Here is a 16,421-nt window from a genome sequence, read left to right as displayed (position 1 = left end):
GGCATGCAAGCATGCGCGCATGCCTTCACCCGACCCGGCCACCGACGGATCACGAACCGCCCTGCACCGTGCCGTGCGCCTGGTCGCCCTGCTCAATCTCGCCTACTTCGGCGTGGAGTTCGCGGTGGCGTTGTCGATCGGCTCGGTCTCGCTGTTCGCCGACAGCATCGACTTCCTCGAGGACGCCTCGGTCAACCTGCTGATCTTCCTGGCGCTCGGCTGGTCACCCGCAGCGCGGGCGCGTGTGGGCATGGCCCTGGCCGCGATCCTGCTGGTGCCGGCGCTGGCGCTGCTGTGGGCGCTGTGGCGCAAGTTCCAGCTGCCGGTGCCGCCGGCCCCGCTGCCGTTGTCGGTCACCGGCCTGGGCGCGCTGGGGGTGAACCTGGCCTGCGCGCTGGTGCTGGCGCGCTTCCGCCATCACGCCGGCAGCCTCACCCGGGCGGCGTTCCTGTCGGCGCGCAACGACGCGTTCGCCAATGTGGCCATCGTGCTGGCCGGCGGGGTGATCGCCTGGACCGGCTCGGTCTGGCCGGATGTGGTCGTCGGTCTGGGGATCGCCGCGATGAACGCCGACGCCGCGTGCGAAGTGTGGGAGGCGGCACGAGGCGAACACCGCCAGGCGAACGCATGAACACCCGTAGGGTGGGCTTCTGCCCACCCGCTGTCTTGCGGGAAAGCCCGGTGGGTTGAAGCCCACCCTACGCTCCGCGACGGATACTGCGGCGATCGCCGCGCGCGAAGCGTACGACGCCGCACGTGGCGAGCATCTCGAGGCAAGGCGTGAACGCTCGTAGGGTGGGCTTCAGCCCACCCGCTGTCTTGCGGGGAAGCCCGGTGGGCTGAAGCCCACCCTACGCCAGCGCGTCAGTGCGCGTGGCCGATGCCCGAATCGCCCTGCTCCAGCGGCGGCGGCGTGCCGGCCACGGCGAGCAGCGACTGCGCGTAGCCGTCTTCCATGCTGATCGTGGACACCTCGTCCCAGGCGAAGAACGAGGCCTCGCGCAGCCACTCGGCGTCGGGGCTGATCTCCTGCAGGGTGAAGCCGTCCTCTTCCACGCCGACCAGCCGGCCGATGTAGCAGACCTCGGCCTCGTCCTCGCTGTCCACGTGCACGCCGATCACCGGCGCCACGCGGCCGGCCGCCTGCACCACCTCGCGGATCGAATCGAGCGGGAACCCGCGCGGCGTGCGCGGCAGCAGCTGCTTGAGCTGGAGCGCCTTCTCCATGAACGTGTGGTGCTTGTCCGGCGCCTCCAGTTCGGAGACGTCGCGGTGGCGCATCACGTACATGCCGTCGTAGGTGATGCCGTCGCCGACCACCCACAACAGGAAGAACTCGCGGCCGACGCCGCCCACGTAGCCGCAGAAGCTGCCGTGCTCCAGCTCGGCGCGCCACAGCCGGATCAGGTGCTGGTTCTGCTGCGCCTCGCGCAGCTGTGCACGCTGGCCGGTGGTTTTGAGTTCGATGACCTTGCCCATGACAGGAATTTTACCAGACGGGTCTCTGCAGCTTGTTTAGAGGATGTAACGGCTCAGGTCCTGATCCTTCACGAGCGATCCCAGGCTCTTGTCCACCTGTTCGGCGTCGATCAGGTATTTTTCGCCGGACTTGTCCGCCGCCTCGAACGAAATTTTCTCCAGCAGGCGCTCCATCACGGTGTGCAGGCGGCGGGCGCCGATGTTCTCGGTGCGCTCGTTCACCTGGCAGGCGACCTCGGCCAGGCGGTCCACGCCTTCGTCGGTGAACTCGATCGCCACGCCCTCGGTCGCCAGCAGGGCGACGTACTGCTTGGTCAGTGCGTTGTGCGGCTCGCGCAGGATGCGCTTGAAGTCGTCGATCGACAGCGCCGACAGCTCCACGCGGATCGGCAGGCGGCCCTGCAGTTCGGGGATCAGGTCCGAGGGCTTGGACAGCGAGAACGCACCCGAGGCGATGAACAGCATGTGGTCGGTCTTGATCGGGCCGTACTTGGTCGACACGGTCGAGCCTTCCACCAGCGGCAGCAGGTCGCGCTGCACGCCCTCGCGCGAAACGCCGGCGCCGCCCCATTCGGAGCGCTGTGCCACCTTGTCGATCTCGTCGATGAAGACGATGCCGTTCTGCTCGGCGGCCTCGACCGCCTGCGCACGGATCTCCTCCTCGTTGACCAGCTTGCCGGCCTCTTCCTCGATCAGCAGCGGGCGGGCGGTCCGGATCGGCAGCTTGCGCGACTGCGTGCGCGCGCCGCCGATGTTCTGGAACATCTGGCGCAACTGCTGGCCCATTTCCTCCATGCCCGGCGGCGACATGATCTCCACGCCCACGTTCATGGCGAAATCCAGCTCGATCTCGCGGTCGTCCAGCGCACCTTCGCGCAACTGCTTGCGCAGCTTCTGGCGGGTGTCGCTGTCGGCGGAGGACACGGTGAGGTCGTGCGACCAGTCGCTGGCGGTCTGCCGGCGCGGCAGCAGCGCGTCGAGGATGCGGTCCTCGGCGCGGTCCTCCGCCTGCGAGCGCACGCGCTTGGTCGCCTGCTCGCGGGTGAGCTTGTAGGCCACGTCGGCCAGGTCGCGCACGATCGACTCGACGTCCTTGCCCACGTAGCCGACCTCGGTGAACTTGGTTGCCTCGACCTTCACGAACGGCGCGTTGGCCAGCGTCGCCAGGCGCCGCGCGATCTCGGTCTTGCCCACGCCGGTGGGGCCGATCATCAGGATGTTCTTGGGCGTGACCTCGTTGCGCATCTCCGGGTCCAGCTGCATGCGCCGCCAGCGGTTGCGCAGCGCGATGGCGACGGCGCGCTTGGCGTCGTTCTGGCCGATGATGAAGCGGTCGAGTTCGTTGACGATTTCGCGGGGGGTGAGTTCGGACATGGGAATGGGGAATCGTGAATAGGGAATGGTGAGGAGCGGCGTGATGGAGCGTGGGAGCTTTTACGATTCCCTATTCGCCATTGACGATTTCCAGCTCTTCGATGGTCGTGCTGTGATTGGTATAGATGCAGATGTCGCCGGCGATCTTCAGCGCCTTCTCGACGATCTGGCGAGCGTCCATGTCGGTGTTTTCCAGCAGCGACAGCGCCGCCGCCTGCGCGTAGGGGCCGCCCGAGCCGATCGCGATCAGGCCGTGCTCGGGCTCGAGCACGTCGCCGTTGCCGGAGATCAGCAGCGAGGCGTCCTTGTCGGCCACCGCCAGCATGGCTTCGAGCTTGCCGAAGCGCCGGTCGGTGCGCCATTCCTTGGCCATCTCGACGGCGGCGCGGACCAGGTTGTTGCCATGCTTGTCGAGCTTCTGCTCGAACAGCTCGAACAGGGTGAAAGCATCCGCGGTGGCGCCGGCGAAACCGGCCAGCACGTCGCCCTTGCCGAGGCGGCGGATCTTGCGCGCGTTCGACTTCATCACGGTGTTGCCCAGGGTGACCTGCCCGTCGCCGCCCAGCACGACGCGTCCGCCGCGGCGGACCGAGAGGATGGTGGTGGCGTGGAACGATTCCATGGGGGCTCCGCGAAAGGCTTGAGCCGGCATACATGGGGTCGCTGGGGTGGCCTTCAACGTGGGTACCCAGTTGGAGGGCGGGCCAGAATGAAATGTCCCGCGAGCCCCGGCCCCTCACCCCAACCCTCTCCCCGGAGGGGAGAGGGAGCAGGAGTCGTCAGCCTTTCCGGCGCGCGCGCGGGTGGGCGGCGTCGTAGACCTTGGCCAGGTGCTGGAAATCCAGGTGTGTATAGATCTGCGTGGTGGCGATGTCGGCGTGCCCGAGCAGCTCCTGCACGGCGCGCAGGTCGCCGGAGGATTCCAGCATGTGGCTGGCGAAGGTGTGGCGCAGCAGGTGCGGATGCACGCGCTTGGCAAAGCCCTGCGCCAGCGCCAGCTGTTTCAGGCGCGCCTGCACCGTGCGCGGGCTGATCGGCGCGCCCGCACGGCCGCGGAACACCGGCGCGGTCGGCGCCATGCCCTCGGCCCTGGCCAGTGCGCGCAGTGCGGTCACGGCGTGACTGCCGACCGGCACGATCCGCGTCTTGGCGCCCTTGCCGAGCACGCGCACTTCGCCTTCGTCCAGGCTCAGGTCGCCCCAGCGCAGCCCGCACAGTTCCGACAGGCGCAGGCCGGAGGAATAGAACAGCTCCAGCATCGCCCGGTCGCGCAGCGCCAGCGCGCCCTCGCCGGGGTGTTCCACCAGTGCGCCGGCTTCGTCCACGTCCAGCACCTGCGGCAGCTTGCGGTGGACCTTCGGACCGCGCACGCCGGCGGCGGGGTCGTGCGCCAGCAGGCCCTCGCGGCTGAGCTGGCGGAACAGGCTGCGGCAGGAGGAAAGCAGCCGCTGCAGGCTCTTGGGCGCCAGGCCCGCGCGGTGTTGCGTGGCCACGAACGCACGCATGCGGTGCGCGTCCAGGGCGGTGAAATCGCCGATGCCCTGGGTTTCCATCCAGCCCAGCAATTTCTCCAGGTCGCGTTGGTAGGCCGCGACCGTGTTCGCGGAGGCCTGGCGCTCGCCGGCGAGTCGGCCCAGCCAGGCCTCGACCTGCGCGCGCGGGTGGGTGCTCAGGCGAGCTCCTGCGAGCGGGTCAGCGCGGCGCCCACGGTGGCGGCGAGCATCTTCAGGAACAGCGTGCCCATGCCCGGCTGGAAATGGTTCGGATCGGCGCTGCCCAGCGCCAGCAGGCCCAGTTCGCCCAGCGGCATCACCGCCGCCGAATGCACCTCCGGCGCGTGGTCGCCGAACAGCCGGTACAGGCGTTCGGCCGACAGCCGCCCGACCAGCGGCTCGTGGTTGGCCTGGAAGCCGGCGAACTCGGTCAGCGCGGCACGGCCGCCCGGCTCGACCACCAGCCACTCGGCCTGCGGCAGGCCGTAGGCCTGCCCGAACAGCAGCAGCCGCACCTGCTCGATGCGGAAGTCGCTGGCCAGCCGGCTGATCACGCTGCGTGCCGCCAGCGCGGGGGTGGCCGCGCGCAGCATGGTCACATTGAGGTCGTGCACCCGCTGCATCAGGCGCTCGTTCTCCGCGGCGATCGCGATCAGCTCGGCCAGCCGGCGCTCCAGCTCGGCGTTCTTCTCGCGCAACTGCTGCAGCTGGTACATCGCCAGCGACGCGACCGGCCCCTCGCTGCGCGGCAGCGTCAGCTGCGCGGCGAGGTCCGGGTAATCGGCCAGGAAGTGCGGATGGCGCTTGAGGTACGCAGCCACCGCGGTGGCGCCGGGAATCTCGTCGAGCAGGGTGTCGGGCATGGAACGACCTAAAGGGAACGTCAGGCAGCGGATCGGCCAGGCCCGAGTGTGCGACGCGCGCGCCCGCGCATCAATGGTGGGTAGCGCCGGGAGGGCATGCCTTTGCGTTAATGGGGAAACGTTAGTGGAGGAATCGCAAAAAGCAGGCGCCTTACGAGGTCGCTGGAGCGCGCGCCGCTTTTGCTCCAAACGATTCCCGATTCCCTATTGACGATTCCCGAGCCCGGAGGGCTTCAGCCATTCGCCCTCGAAGGCGAAGGCGGCCGGACCGCTCATCCACAGCGTTTGGCCCGGACCGGGCCAGTCGATCTGCAGGCGTCCGCCGGGCAGGTCGACCTGCACGCTTTCGTCCACCTGGCCGCGCGCGCGCAGCACCGCCATGGCCGCGCAGGCGCCGGTGCCGCAGGCGCGGGTCCAGCCGCTGCCGCGCTCGTGCACGCGCAGGCGCAGGTGGCCGCGGTTCAAGATCTGCACGAACCCGGCATTGGCGCCTTCAGGAAACCGCGCATGCGCGGTGAGTTGCGGCCCGAGGCGCGCGAGGACGGGGTCGGCCAGGTCCGCCACCGCCACCACCGCGTGAGGATTGCCCATCGAGACCGCGCCGATCTGCACCGTCCCCTCGGCGAGGTCGAGGGGATACGACGCGGCCTGCGTGTCCGCGGCAAACGGAATGCGCGGCGGCTCGAACACCGGCTCGCCCATGTCGACGGTCACGCGGTGCGCGTCGAGCAGGCGCACGCGCACCGGCCCGGAGGGACTTTCGATGCGCACGGGCGTGTCCAGGGCCAACGCGCCGGCGCGATGCAGCCAGGCCGCCACGCAGCGCACACCGTTGCCGCACTGGCCCGACGCGGTGCCGTCGGCGTTCCAGATGCCGTAGTAGAAGGCGCAGGTCGGATCCCGCGGCGCTTCGACGCTGAGCAGCTGGTCGCAGCCGATCCCGGTGTGGCGGTCGGCCAGCGCGCGGATCTGTGCGGCCGGCAGCGCAAGCGGTGCCTGGCGTGCGTCGACCACGACGAAGTCGTTGCCGATGCCGTGCATCTTGGAAAAGCGCATCAGGGTCAGTCGGGCAGCGACGCGCTCGTGGCCGGTGCCGGCGCGGTCGTGGCCGGTGCCGGCGCGGTCGCGGCCGGCGCCACCGCGTTGCCCGACGATCCGGGCGGCAGCACCAGCGGGCCCTTGTTGCCGCAACCGGCGAGCAGGCCCGCGGCCAGCAGCAGGACGGTGCAGAGGATGGATCGGCGCATCGGGTTCCTCGACGAAGGCGGCGGCTATGATGCGCGCATCATAACGTCGCGGGTCGTCTTCGATGGATTGGGCCACGCTGTTGCAGCTGCCGAGTACCCTGCTGTGGATCCTCGCCGCGCTGGCGCTGCTGTTCGCGCTGGTGCAACTGGCGGCGCTCGGCCGCCGCCTGCGGGCGCGGCGTCCGTTCGCGGCGATCCTGCGCACGCTGTTCCTGCTGATCGGGCTGGGCCTGGCGCTGCTGCTCGCCGGCGCCGGCTGGACCCTGCGCGGCTACCGCCTGCTCGGCGAGGAAGCCCCAGTGGTGACCGTCGACGCGCGCATCCTCTCGCCGCAGCGCTGGGCGCTCACGCTGACCTGGCCCGACGGCCAGCGCCGCGACGTGGCGCTGGCCGGCGATGCCTGGCGCATCGAGGCACTGGTGCTGAAGTGGAAGCTGCCCGCCGTGCTCGCCGGCCTGCCGCCGCTGTATCGGCTGGACCGCCTGTCCGGCCGCTACGACGATCCGGCCGACGAGATGAGCGCGATGCGCACGGTGGTCGACTTCCGCGAGGCCGGCGACCACGACCTGGTCACGCTCGCCCGCGCCCATCCGGACTGGTTGCCGATGGTCGACACCGTCTACGGCAGCGGCGCCTACCTGCCGCTGGTCGACGGCGGCCACTACACGGTAAGCCTGATGCGCACCGGTGCGCTGGTGGCGCGGCCGGACGAGGAAACCGCGGACCGGATCGCGCATCCGCTCTGAGCGCCACGCTTCGGCTCCGGCCTGCGGCCTGCCCTCGGCCCGAACGGTCTGAAACCATTGGCCCGGATCGTTCGTTCCGGGCACAGGCGCGATGCGCGAAGGCGGGAGGATCGCCGCGACCAGCCTCAGCAAGCGGCGAGGCCCTTCTCGTACCGCCAGGCGTCGGCGCCATCCTCGTAATAGCCGGCGTAGCGGCCGATGCGCCGATAGCCGGCGCGCTCGTACAGCGCCATCGCGGCGGTGTTGTCCATCCGCACTTCCAGCCGCATGCCGCGGCAACCGCGCGCCCGTGCGGCATCTTCGGCGGCGGCCAGCAGCGTCCCGCCGAGCCCGCGGCCGCGCGCGGCCGGGGCAGTGGCGATCGAGTACAGCCGCGCCAGCGTGCTGCCGGCACGGAAGAACACCAGCGCGCTACCCAGCAGGCCTTCATCCGGCGTGTCGGCGACGAGCACGGCGGCGCGTGGGCTGGCGAGGTGGCGACGGTACTGCGCCCGGCTCATGCGATCGCCACTGAAGGCGCACCGTTCGAGCGCGACCAGGGCGTCGAGGTCCGCCGGCGCGGCACGGCGCACGGGAATCGTCGGGGCGTGGGCTGGCGCATGCGTCATCGGCGCAGTCTACGCAGACGCAGGTCGACGTGGAGCACCCATCCCGGCGGCCGTCGAACCCACCCGCGCTGCGACGCGCAGCTCGCTGAACGATACGCCGGTGGCGCCATTGCGCACGCTCGCGCCTATGCCAAACTTCCCCACTTGCGCCCTGCCGCCTCGTTCCGCCACGCGACGGCTTTCCCTTTTGCGTGTAGCGAGGTGCCATGACCCGCCTGGTGATCGTCGTCGAGAAAGCCTCCGACTGGAGCGCCTACTACCCCTCCGTGGACGTCATGAGCGCAATGGACTACCTGCGCGAACCGGTCGGCGGCGACGACGAACGCACCCACGTGATCAACCTGTGCCGCAGCTACAAGTACCTGGGCACGGGCTACTACGTCTCGTTGCTGGCCGAGGCGCGCGGGCACAAGGTGCTGCCCTCGGTGCGCACCATCAACGACCTGCGCCGCCGTTCGCTGTACGGCCTGGACATCGACGATCTCAACAGCAAGCTCACCCATTTCCTGCCGGCCGGCGGGCGCGACACCACCGACTTCGGCATCCTCGTGTACTTCGGCGAGACCGCCTACCCGGCGTTGCAGGACCTGGCCCGGCAGCTGTTCGAAATGTTCCCCTGCCCGCTGTTGCGCATCGAGTTCGAGCGCGAGCGCGTGTGGCAGGTCGCCTCGATCAAGCCGGTCGGCCTGCACACGCTGGACGATGCGCAGGAAGACGCCTTCGCCGCGGAGCTGGACCGCTTCTCGCGCAAGCTCTGGCGCAAGCCCCGCACGCGCAAGCTCTACCGCTACGACATCGCGATGCTGGTCGATCCGAACGAGGCGATGCCGCCGTCGAACAAGAAGGCGCTCAAGACGTTCATCGCGGCCGGCAAGGAGCTGGGCATCGAGGTCGACCCGATCGGCAAGATCGACTACCCGCGCCTGGCCGAGTACGACGGCCTGTTCATCCGCGAAACCACCGCCAGCGACAACCACACCTACCGCTTCGCGCACCGCGCCGAGAAGGAAGGCATGGTGGTGATCGACGATCCGACCTCGATCCTGCGCTGCACCAACAAGATCTTCCTCAACGACCTGATGGTCTCGCGCAAGCTCGCCGTGCCGCGTACCGAGATCCTCTACCGCGACAACGCCAAGGCGTGGAAGGAGACCGCCGCCAAGCTCGGCTTCCCGCTGGTGCTCAAGATCCCCGACGGCTCGTTCTCGCGCGGCGTGGTCAAGGTGGAGAACGCCGACGCGCTGGAGAAGGCGGCCGGCGAGCTGTTCTCGCACAGCGCGCTGCTGCTGGCGCAGGAGTTCGTCTATACCGACTTCGACTGGCGCATCGGCGTGCTCAACCGCGAGCCGCTGTACGCCTGCAAGTACTACATGTCGCGCGGGCACTGGCAGATCTACAACCACGGCGCCAAGGGCACCGCCAAGTCCGGCGGCTTCGAGACGGTGCCGGTGCGCGACGCGCCGGCCGAAGTGGTCAAGCTGGCGCTCAAGGCCACCCAGGCGGTGGGTGATGGCCTGTATGGCGTGGATCTGAAGCAGGTCGGCAGCAAGCCGGTGGTGATCGAGGTCAACGACAACCCGTCGATCGATGCCGGCGTGGAGGATGCCTACCTGGGCGTGGACCTCTACCGGCGCATCATGCAGGAGTTCCTGCGCCGCATGGAGCACAAGCGCCTGGGCATCGGTCGGTAATTGCTCGATCCCTGTAGGAGCGCCCTTGGGCGCGACCGCGGGGTCGACACTCGCCGCACGATCGGTATGGCGGTCGCGCCCGAGGGCGCGCCTACGGGATGCTGGAGGCCGGCGTACGCTCCGCCAGCAGCAGCGCCGGCACCTGCGAGGCCGGCAGCGGTGGCACGAACAGGAAGCCCTGCCCGGTCCCGCAACCGGCCTCGCGCAGCCACGCCGCCTGCGCCTCGGTCTCGATGCCCTCGGCCACGGTGCCCAGGCGCAGCTTGCGTGCCAGCGCGATGATCGCCTCGGTGATGTCGCGGTCGGCCGGGTTGCGCTCCGCGCCCTGCACGAAGCTCTGGTCGATCTTGATCGTCTGCGTGGGCAACTGGCGCAGCTGGCTGAGGCTGGAAAAGCCGGTGCCGAAATCGTCGATCGCCATGCGGAACCCCTGCGCCTCCAGCTGGCGCAACTGGCGCAGCGTGTGCTCGGCGTTCTTCATCGCCGCCGATTCGGTGATCTCGAACTCGATCAGGCTCGGGTGCAACCCGAACTCGCGCAACGTGCCGAGCAGGCCGGTGACGAACTGGCCGTCCTGGATCTCCTGCAGGGACACGTTGATCGCCACCGGCACCAGCGGAAGTCCGCGCGCGCGCCACAGCGCCAGCTGGCGCGCCACCTGGCGCAGCACCACGCGGCCGAGCTGGGCGATCAGGCCGCTGCTTTCGGCCAGCGGCACGAAATGCGTCGGCAGCAGCAGTCCGCGCTCGGCATGTGGCCAGCGCACCAGCGCTTCGAGCCCGACCACGCGCCGCGTGTCCAGCGCCACCTTCGGCTGGTAATGGACCACCAGCTCCTCGCGCTGCAGCGCCTCGCGCAGTTCGGCCGAGAGCAGCAGCCGGTCGCGCGCCTGCTCGCTCATGCGCGGCTGGTAGAAGCAGTAGCCGGCCTTGCCGTGCTCCTTGGCGCTGTACATCGCCAGGTCCGCGTGGCGCAGCAGGCTGGCGGCATCCGCGCCGTCGCGCGGGAACATTGCCACGCCGATGCTGGGCGTGGCGCTCACGCTGTGCCCGGCGACCGTTACCGGGTGGCTGACCAGGCTCAGGATCTTCTGGCAGATCGCGCTCAGGTTCTGCTCGCTGCGAAAGCGCTCCAGCACCACCACGAATTCGTCGCCGCCGAAGCGCGCGACGGTGTCGCGGCTGCGCACGCTGGCGCGCAGTGCGTCGGCCACCGAACGCAGGAACTCATCGCCCACCTCGTGGCCGAGCGTGTCGTTGATCGACTTGAAGCCGTCCAGGTCGACAAACAACACCGCCACTTCGAAGCGCTCTTCGCTGGCCAGCGGCAGCAGGCGGTCGAGCAGGTCGAGCACATTGGCGCGGTTGGGCAGCGCGGTCAGTTCGTCGTGATAGGCCAGCCAGGAGAGTGCATCACGTGCCTGACCCAGTTCGCGCGAGATCGCCTCGGTGTGCCGTTGCAGCTGCCGGTGCGCCAGGCTCACCCCCAGCGTCAGCAGCAGCAGCAAGCCCGAGACCAGGCTGACCGCCAGCCCCAGACCCAGCCCGTGCAGGCCGGCGCGGGCCTGCAGGCTCACCGCGCCGGGCGCGAACTGCATCGCGATCATGCCCAGGTAGTGGACCCCGGTGGCGGTGCCGCCCAGCATCAGCGCGGCCAGCACGCGCAGCCACCAGCGGCGACGCCGGTCGCTGCGCCAGATGACGCTGTGCAGGGCGATCGCGGCAATCGAGCCGGCCAGCGCAAGCAGCACGGAGGCGGCCGTCCAGGGTGCACGCCAGGCGATCGCCGGCTGCATGTCGAGCGCGGCCACGCCCAGGTAGTGCATCGCGGTCATGCCCAGGCCCAGCACGCCACCGGCAAGCACCGCGCCGGTGCGGGTCGGGTGCCGGGCGAGCAGCCACAGCGTGGCGCCGGTGGCCAGCACCACCGGCACGGCCGACAACGTGGTCTGCCGGCTGTCGTAACCGAGCGGGATCGGCACCTGCAGCGCCAGCATGCCGATGAAGTGCATGGCCCACACGCCCGAGCCCATCGCCAGCGCGCCGAACGCCGTCCACAGCACGGCGACCGGTCCGCGCGAGCGGGCGATGCGGCCAACCACGCTGAACGCGACATAGGCGTCCAGCGCGGCGAGCGCGAGCGAAAGCAACACCAGCCACGGGTTGTAACTGACCGCCATCATGCCCGTGTTGCCGGCCCCCAGCCGGACGCCAGCGCGTCGCGAAATCGATCGCGCGTTGTAGCACAACGGGCCGGTCCGGAGCGGGCGCGGCCCTGCCCCTGGCTGAATGTTCAGCCGACGGGCAGGGCCAGTCCCAGTCGCCGCAGGCGCAGGCCGGCGAGTACGCACAGCGGCGCGAGCAGCAACCAGAACAGCGGCGCCCAGCCCAGCGCCTCGGTATGCGCCGGCACCGGCGTCAGCGCGAGCACGAAGGCGCCGAGCAGCGCCCAGAGGCCGGCGCCGGCGGCCAGCTGGAAGGTAAACGCCTGGGAACGGGTGACGGGCATGGCGAAAGACTCCGAAGGACGGTGGAAGGCCATGCTCCGGGCCGCCCATCTCAGCAGCTGCGACGGACCGCGCGCGTGCCTAGAATGCGCGCACCAACCGCCCCCTACGGACCGCCCATGCCGCCCGGCATCGACCCTCCCGCACGCTATGCGGTGTTCGGCCACCCGATCAGCCACTCGCTGTCGCCGGCGATCCACCGGCTGTTCGGCGAGCAATGCGGCATCGCGCTCGAGTACACCGCGTTCGATGTGGCGCCCGACGCTTTCGCCGATGCGGTGCGCCGGTTCCTGGCGCGCGCCCACGGCGCCAACATCACCCTGCCGCACAAGGCCGCCGCCTTCGCGCTGGCCGACGAGCGCACGCCGGCCGCCAGCCGCGCCGGCAGTGCCAACGTGCTGACCCGCCTGGCGGACGGGCGCCTGGCCGCACACAACACCGACGGCGCCGGGCTGGTGCGCGACCTTGCCGGTCGCCAGCAGTGCGCGCTGCAGGGCCGCCGCGTGCTGCTGCTCGGCGCCGGCGGCGCGGCGCGGGGCGTGGCATGGGAGCTGCTGGACGCGGGCGTGGAGGAGTTGACCATCGTCAACCGCACCGCCGACGCCGCCGCCGCGCTCGCCGGCGCCCTGGGCGTGACGAGGGCACGTGCGCGTTACTGGCAGGACCTGGCCGATCTGGGCAGCTTCGACCTGATCGTGCACGCCACCTCGGCCGGCGTGCTCGGCCAGCCACTGGCGCTGCCGCCCGGCCTGGCCAACCCGCAGACGGTCGGTTACGACCTGTCCTATGGCCGCAGCGCCCAGAGCTTCCTGGCGTGGGCCAGGAGCGCCGGCGCCAGGTCCGCCTGCGACGGCTTGGGCATGCTGGTGGAGCAGGCTGCCGACGCTTTTGCCCTATGGCACGGCCGCCGGCCGGACACCGACCCGGTGTACGCGCAATTGCGCGCAACGCTGGCCTGATATTCCCGCGGACGGCAGCACGCCAAGGCCTCCTGCAGGGGCGTCCCGCGCGTGGCCGCCAGGCGGACCGCTGCCGGGCGCGCGAATGCCGCTCGCCTCGCGTGCACTCGCGCATGCGTGAACACGGCCGCCCCTGGCGCGTCGACCGGCCGCGCGAGTCATGCCACTGCAACGCGCCCTCGCTACCGTGCGCCCGCCGCGACCCTGCGCGGGCCACTGGCGACCCCTGCATGTCCGTTTCTCCCGCCCCCACTCGCCACCCCTGGCTGGCCGTCGGCGCCTTGCTCCTGCTCGTGGCCGTGCTGGGCCTGCTGCGGCGACCACCCGTCGCTCACGTCTCCGACGACGAGGCGGGCGGGCGCGCCATCCTGCTGGCACTGGCGCAGAGCGCCGAACGCGAGCACCGCCTGCTGGCCCCGGCCGGCAGCAACGCCTACGAGTTCTACCTCAGCGTGCTCGGCCTGGAGCCGGACGACGCGGCCACCCGCGAGGCGCTGCAGCGGCTGTTCCCCGCGGCCACGAAGGTCGTCGAGCAGACGATCGACCATGGCGAGCTGGACGAAGCCGAACGCGAACTGCGCCTGTTGCGCGACTTCGATGCGGACAACTACCTGCTGGCGCTGCTGGCCGGCAAGCTCGCCGCGCAGCGCCACCTGGAAGTGCGCCGGCACGAGGCACGCGCGGCGATCCTGCAGGCACGGGCGCGCCGGGCCGTTCAGCCGGCCAGGTAGGCGTCCTTCAGGCGGATGTAGTGTTCGGCCGAGTAATGCAGCTGCTCGACCTGGCTGTCGGTCAGCACGCGCACGCACCTGGCCGGATTGCCCAGCCACAGCTCGCGCTCGCCCACCACCTTGCCCGGCGGGATCACCGCGCCGGCGCCGACGAAGCCGTGCTTCTTCACCACCGCGCCATCGAGCACGGTCGCGTGCATGCCGATCAGGCAATAGTCCTCCAGCGTGCAGGCGTGCACCACCGCGGCGTGGCCGATCGTCACGCCCTCGCCGATCAGGCAGGGAAAGCCCGGCCCGTACGGCCCCTCGTGGCTGACGTGCACGATGGTGCCGTCCTGGATATTGGTGCGCGCACCGACCCGGATGAAGTGCACGTCGCCGCGCAGCACCACGCCGGGCCAGACCGACACGTCGTCGCCCAGCACCACGTCGCCGATCACGCTGGCAGCCGGATCGACATACACGCGCTGGCCGAGGGTGGGCGCGATGCCCTTGTACATGCGCAGATTGTTCATCCGCCCGATTGTAAGTGAGCACACACCGGCGGTGGCGGCGCGGCTTGAATTCGCCCAGCCCGGTCGCCACGCTGGAACGATCCCAAGGAGTTCTTCATGGACCAACACAACCCGCTGCTCGCCGACCAGCCGCTTCCCGCCTTCTCGAAAATCACGCCCGAGCACGTGGAACCCGCGATCGACGCCATCCTGGCCGACTACCGCGCCGGCATCGACGCGCTGACCGCGCCGGACGCGCCGAAGGATTTCGCCACGGTGATGCTCACCCAGGAGCGACTGGAACAGCGCCTGGCGCATGCCTGGGCGCCGGTCGGCCACCTGCACGCGGTGGCCGACAGCGAGGCGCTGCGCGCGGTGTACGGGCCGGCCGAGGAGAAACTCACCGAGCATGCCATCGAGCTGGGCCAGAACCGCGCGCTGTATGCGGCAGTGCAGGCGCTGGCCGACGCGCCGTCCTTCGCCACGCTGCCGCGGCCCGAGCGCGCGCTGGTCGAACACGCGCTGCGCGATTTCAGGCTCTCCGGCGTCGCGCTGGAGGAACCGGCGCGCGCGCGCTACCGCGAGATCGGCGTGACGCTCTCGCGCCTGTCCACCGAGTTCGCCAATGCCGTGCTGGACGCGACCGAGGCCTGGCATGAGCACGTCACCGACGAACGCGACCTCGAAGGCTTGCCCGAGTCCTCGCGCGCGGTGCTGCGTCGCTACGCCGCCGAGCAGGACCTGGAAGGCTTCCTGGTCACGCTCAAGCAGCCCAGCGTGCAGGCGGTGCTCACCCATGCCGACAATCGCAGCCTGCGCGAGCGCGTCTACTGGGCCTACCAGACCCGCGCCTCCGACCAGGGCCCGGACGCGGGCAAGTTCGACAACAGCGCGCGCATCGAGGACATCATGAAGCTGCGCCACGAGGCCGCGCGGCTGCTCGGCTTCGCCAACGCCGCGGAGGAATCGCTGGCCACCAAGATGGCCGCCTCGCCGACCGAGGTGCTGGAGTTCCTGCACGACCTGGCCGCCCGCGCCCGACCGGTGGCGCAGCAGGAGCTGGACGAACTGCGCGCCTGGGCGCAGGCCGAACTGGGCCTGGACAACCTCGAGCCGTGGGACGTCGCCTACGTCTCGGAGAAACTGCGCCAGCAGCGCTACGCGCTGGACGAGGAGCAACTGAAGCCGTACTTCCCGCTGCCGGCGGTGCTCGACGGCCTGTTCGCGCTCACCGGCAGGCTCTACGGCATCACGCTCAGCCCGCGCGAGGACGTCGACGTGTGGCATCCGGACGTGCGCTACTACGACGTGCGCGACGCCGACGGGCGCGTGTTCGCCGGCGCCTACGTCGATCTCTACGCGCGCAACGGCAAGCGCGGCGGCGCCTGGATGGACGTCTGCCGCGCGCGCTTCGACGATGCCGCCGGACACCAGCTGCCGATCGCCTTCCTCACCTGCAACTTCGCTCCGCCCACCGATGGCAAGCCGGCGCTGCTCAAGCACGACGATGTACTCACCCTCTTCCACGAATTCGGCCACGGCCTGCACCACCTGCTGACCGAGATCGCATTGCCCTCGATCGGCGGCATCGATGGCGTGGAATGGGACGCGGTGGAACTGCCCAGCCAGTTCATGGAGAACTTCGGCTGGAACCGCGAGGCACTGGATCTGTTCGCACGCCACTGGCAGACCGGCGAGGCGCTGCCCGAGGAGCTTTACCAGCGCATGCTCGCCGCGCGGCACTACCACGCCGGGCTGTTCCTGGTGCGCCAGCTCGAGTTCGCGCTGTTCGATTTCCTGATGCACCTGGAATACGACGCCGAGCGCGGCGCGCGCACGATGGAAGTGCTCGAGCAGGTGCGCCACCAGGTCGCGGTGCTGCACCCGCCGGCGTGGCAGCGGTTCCCGCATGCCTTCACGCACATCTTCTCCGGCGGCTACGCGGCCGGCTATTACAGCTACCTGTGGGCCGAGCTGCTCAGCGCCGATGCCTTCGGCGCCTTCGAGGAGCTGACCGAGCACGGCGGCAGCGTGATCGACCAGGCCACCGGCGAGCGCTTCCGCCGCGAGATCCTTGCCGTCGGCGCGAGCCGTCCCGCATTGGAAAGCTTCATTGCCTTCCGCGGCCGCAAGCCCGAGCCGGAGGCGCTGTTGCGCAGCCACGGGCTGACCTGACCGGCCGGCGCGGCCGGCGCTGTTCATCCGCTGTCGATGCCGCCCCGGCGAGGCT

Annotated in this window: 17 protein-coding genes; 6 read left to right on the top strand and 11 right to left on the bottom strand. The window is 70.2% G+C overall.

Annotated elements, in window-relative coordinates; genetic code table 11:
- Window positions 1–19: 19 nt before the first annotated feature.
- Window positions 20–631 carry a cation efflux transmembrane domain-containing protein gene (locus J7I44_RS11475; RefSeq protein ID WP_209620662.1) on the top strand — a complete coding sequence of 204 codons (612 nt, stop codon included), beginning with the start codon at window positions 20–22 and terminating at the stop codon, window positions 629–631.
- A 233-nt stretch (window positions 632–864) separates the two neighbouring features.
- On the opposite strand, the gene J7I44_RS11470 is transcribed toward J7I44_RS11475, so the two are convergent.
- The 7 genes from J7I44_RS11470 to lptM form a co-directional block, all read right to left on the bottom strand.
- Window positions 865–1,479 carry a hypothetical protein gene (locus tag J7I44_RS11470; RefSeq protein ID WP_209620659.1) on the bottom strand — a complete coding sequence of 205 codons (615 nt, stop codon included), beginning with the start codon at window positions 1,477–1,479 and terminating at the stop codon, window positions 865–867.
- 36 nt (window positions 1,480–1,515) lie between these two features.
- The gene (gene hslU, locus J7I44_RS11465; protein WP_209620656.1) at window positions 1,516–2,853 is read right to left on the bottom strand and encodes an ATP-dependent protease ATPase subunit HslU; all 1,338 of its coding nucleotides are present in this window, start codon (window positions 2,851–2,853) and stop codon (window positions 1,516–1,518) included.
- 70 nt (window positions 2,854–2,923) lie between these two features.
- Window positions 2,924–3,475 (bottom strand): ATP-dependent protease subunit HslV, encoded by a 552-nt coding sequence (hslV, locus tag J7I44_RS11460; protein WP_209620653.1) that lies wholly within the window; start codon window positions 3,473–3,475, stop codon window positions 2,924–2,926.
- 157 nt (window positions 3,476–3,632) lie between these two features.
- Window positions 3,633–4,526: a tyrosine recombinase XerC gene (xerC, locus tag J7I44_RS11455; RefSeq protein ID WP_209620937.1), complete on the bottom strand. Its 894-nt coding sequence runs from the start codon at window positions 4,524–4,526 to the stop codon at window positions 3,633–3,635.
- Window positions 4,523–5,209: a DUF484 family protein gene (locus J7I44_RS11450; protein ID WP_209620650.1), complete on the bottom strand. Its 687-nt coding sequence runs from the start codon at window positions 5,207–5,209 to the stop codon at window positions 4,523–4,525. The genes xerC and J7I44_RS11450 overlap by 4 nt, the downstream gene beginning before the upstream one ends.
- A gap of 204 nt (window positions 5,210–5,413) precedes the next feature.
- Complete coding sequence (dapF, locus tag J7I44_RS11445; protein ID WP_209620647.1) at window positions 5,414–6,265, bottom strand: diaminopimelate epimerase; 852 nt, start codon at window positions 6,263–6,265, stop codon at window positions 5,414–5,416.
- Between the two features lie 5 nt (window positions 6,266–6,270).
- Entirely contained in the window at window positions 6,271–6,456 is a 186-nt protein-coding gene (gene lptM, locus J7I44_RS11440; protein WP_209620644.1) for an LPS translocon maturation chaperone LptM, read from the bottom strand.
- Window positions 6,457–6,518: 62 nt separating this feature from the next.
- Here lptM and J7I44_RS11435 point away from each other — a divergent pair, with 62 nt between their 5' ends.
- Window positions 6,519–7,202, top strand: a complete 684-nt coding sequence (locus J7I44_RS11435) for a hypothetical protein (RefSeq protein WP_209620641.1) — start codon at window positions 6,519–6,521, stop codon at window positions 7,200–7,202.
- Between the two features lie 125 nt (window positions 7,203–7,327).
- On the opposite strand, the gene J7I44_RS11430 is transcribed toward J7I44_RS11435, so the two are convergent.
- Entirely contained in the window at window positions 7,328–7,810 is a 483-nt protein-coding gene (locus J7I44_RS11430) for a GNAT family N-acetyltransferase (protein WP_209620638.1), read from the bottom strand.
- Window positions 7,811–8,016: 206 nt separating this feature from the next.
- On the opposite strand from J7I44_RS11430, the gene J7I44_RS11425 reads away from it, so the two are divergent.
- Window positions 8,017–9,501 carry a RimK family protein gene (locus J7I44_RS11425; protein WP_209620634.1) on the top strand — a complete coding sequence of 495 codons (1,485 nt, stop codon included), beginning with the start codon at window positions 8,017–8,019 and terminating at the stop codon, window positions 9,499–9,501.
- A 91-nt stretch (window positions 9,502–9,592) separates the two neighbouring features.
- Here the strand turns inward: J7I44_RS11425 and J7I44_RS11420 are convergent, their stop codons facing one another.
- Window positions 9,593–11,683, bottom strand: coding sequence for a putative bifunctional diguanylate cyclase/phosphodiesterase (locus tag J7I44_RS11420; protein ID WP_209620631.1), 2,091 nt, complete (start codon window positions 11,681–11,683; stop codon window positions 9,593–9,595).
- A gap of 110 nt (window positions 11,684–11,793) precedes the next feature.
- Entirely contained in the window at window positions 11,794–12,009 is a 216-nt protein-coding gene (locus tag J7I44_RS11415) for a hypothetical protein (RefSeq protein ID WP_209620628.1), read from the bottom strand.
- A gap of 117 nt (window positions 12,010–12,126) precedes the next feature.
- On the opposite strand from J7I44_RS11415, the gene aroE reads away from it, so the two are divergent.
- Entirely contained in the window at window positions 12,127–12,966 is an 840-nt protein-coding gene (gene aroE / locus J7I44_RS11410; RefSeq protein ID WP_209620624.1) for a shikimate dehydrogenase, read from the top strand.
- Window positions 12,967–13,196: 230 nt separating this feature from the next.
- The gene (locus J7I44_RS11405) at window positions 13,197–13,697 is read left to right on the top strand and encodes a hypothetical protein (protein ID WP_209620620.1); all 501 of its coding nucleotides are present in this window, start codon (window positions 13,197–13,199) and stop codon (window positions 13,695–13,697) included.
- Here J7I44_RS11405 and J7I44_RS11400 read toward each other — a convergent pair.
- Window positions 13,682–14,212: a gamma carbonic anhydrase family protein gene (locus tag J7I44_RS11400; protein WP_209620617.1), complete on the bottom strand. Its 531-nt coding sequence runs from the start codon at window positions 14,210–14,212 to the stop codon at window positions 13,682–13,684. The two genes, J7I44_RS11405 and J7I44_RS11400, sit on opposite strands and share 16 nt — an antisense overlap.
- A 96-nt stretch (window positions 14,213–14,308) precedes the next feature.
- Between J7I44_RS11400 and J7I44_RS11395 the strand changes: the two genes are divergently transcribed.
- Window positions 14,309–16,366, top strand: a complete 2,058-nt coding sequence (locus J7I44_RS11395; RefSeq protein WP_209620614.1) for a M3 family metallopeptidase — start codon at window positions 14,309–14,311, stop codon at window positions 16,364–16,366.
- Window positions 16,367–16,421: the final 55 nt, after the last annotated feature.

Source organism: Frateuria flava, assembly GCF_017837635.1.
GTDB lineage: Bacteria > Pseudomonadota > Gammaproteobacteria > Xanthomonadales > Rhodanobacteraceae > Frateuria_A > Frateuria_A flava.
Note: the sequence above shows the minus strand (reverse complement) of the source record. Positions and strands in the feature narration are given on the sequence as shown.

Excerpts from the sequence above, each read along its gene's own strand:
- J7I44_RS11475 (WP_209620662.1), top strand. The coding sequence starts at position 20 with ATGCCTTCACCCGACCCGGCCACCGACGGATCACGAACCGCCCTGCAC.
- J7I44_RS11470 (WP_209620659.1), bottom strand. The coding sequence starts at position 1,479 with ATGGGCAAGGTCATCGAACTCAAAACCACCGGCCAGCGTGCACAGCTG.
- hslU (WP_209620656.1), bottom strand. The coding sequence starts at position 2,853 with ATGTCCGAACTCACCCCCCGCGAAATCGTCAACGAACTCGACCGCTTC.
- hslV (WP_209620653.1), bottom strand. The coding sequence starts at position 3,475 with ATGGAATCGTTCCACGCCACCACCATCCTCTCGGTCCGCCGCGGCGGA.
- J7I44_RS11450 (WP_209620650.1), bottom strand. The coding sequence starts at position 5,209 with ATGCCCGACACCCTGCTCGACGAGATTCCCGGCGCCACCGCGGTGGCT.
- dapF (WP_209620647.1), bottom strand. The coding sequence starts at position 6,265 with ATGCGCTTTTCCAAGATGCACGGCATCGGCAACGACTTCGTCGTGGTC.
- lptM (WP_209620644.1), bottom strand. The coding sequence starts at position 6,456 with ATGCGCCGATCCATCCTCTGCACCGTCCTGCTGCTGGCCGCGGGCCTG.
- J7I44_RS11435 (WP_209620641.1), top strand. The coding sequence starts at position 6,519 with ATGGATTGGGCCACGCTGTTGCAGCTGCCGAGTACCCTGCTGTGGATC.
- J7I44_RS11430 (WP_209620638.1), bottom strand. The coding sequence starts at position 7,810 with ATGACGCATGCGCCAGCCCACGCCCCGACGATTCCCGTGCGCCGTGCC.
- J7I44_RS11425 (WP_209620634.1), top strand. The coding sequence starts at position 8,017 with ATGACCCGCCTGGTGATCGTCGTCGAGAAAGCCTCCGACTGGAGCGCC.
- J7I44_RS11420 (WP_209620631.1), bottom strand. The coding sequence starts at position 11,683 with ATGATGGCGGTCAGTTACAACCCGTGGCTGGTGTTGCTTTCGCTCGCG.
- J7I44_RS11415 (WP_209620628.1), bottom strand. The coding sequence starts at position 12,009 with ATGCCCGTCACCCGTTCCCAGGCGTTTACCTTCCAGCTGGCCGCCGGC.
- aroE (WP_209620624.1), top strand. The coding sequence starts at position 12,127 with ATGCCGCCCGGCATCGACCCTCCCGCACGCTATGCGGTGTTCGGCCAC.
- J7I44_RS11405 (WP_209620620.1), top strand. The coding sequence starts at position 13,197 with ATGTCCGTTTCTCCCGCCCCCACTCGCCACCCCTGGCTGGCCGTCGGC.
- J7I44_RS11400 (WP_209620617.1), bottom strand. The coding sequence starts at position 14,212 with ATGAACAATCTGCGCATGTACAAGGGCATCGCGCCCACCCTCGGCCAG.
- J7I44_RS11395 (WP_209620614.1), top strand. The coding sequence starts at position 14,309 with ATGGACCAACACAACCCGCTGCTCGCCGACCAGCCGCTTCCCGCCTTC.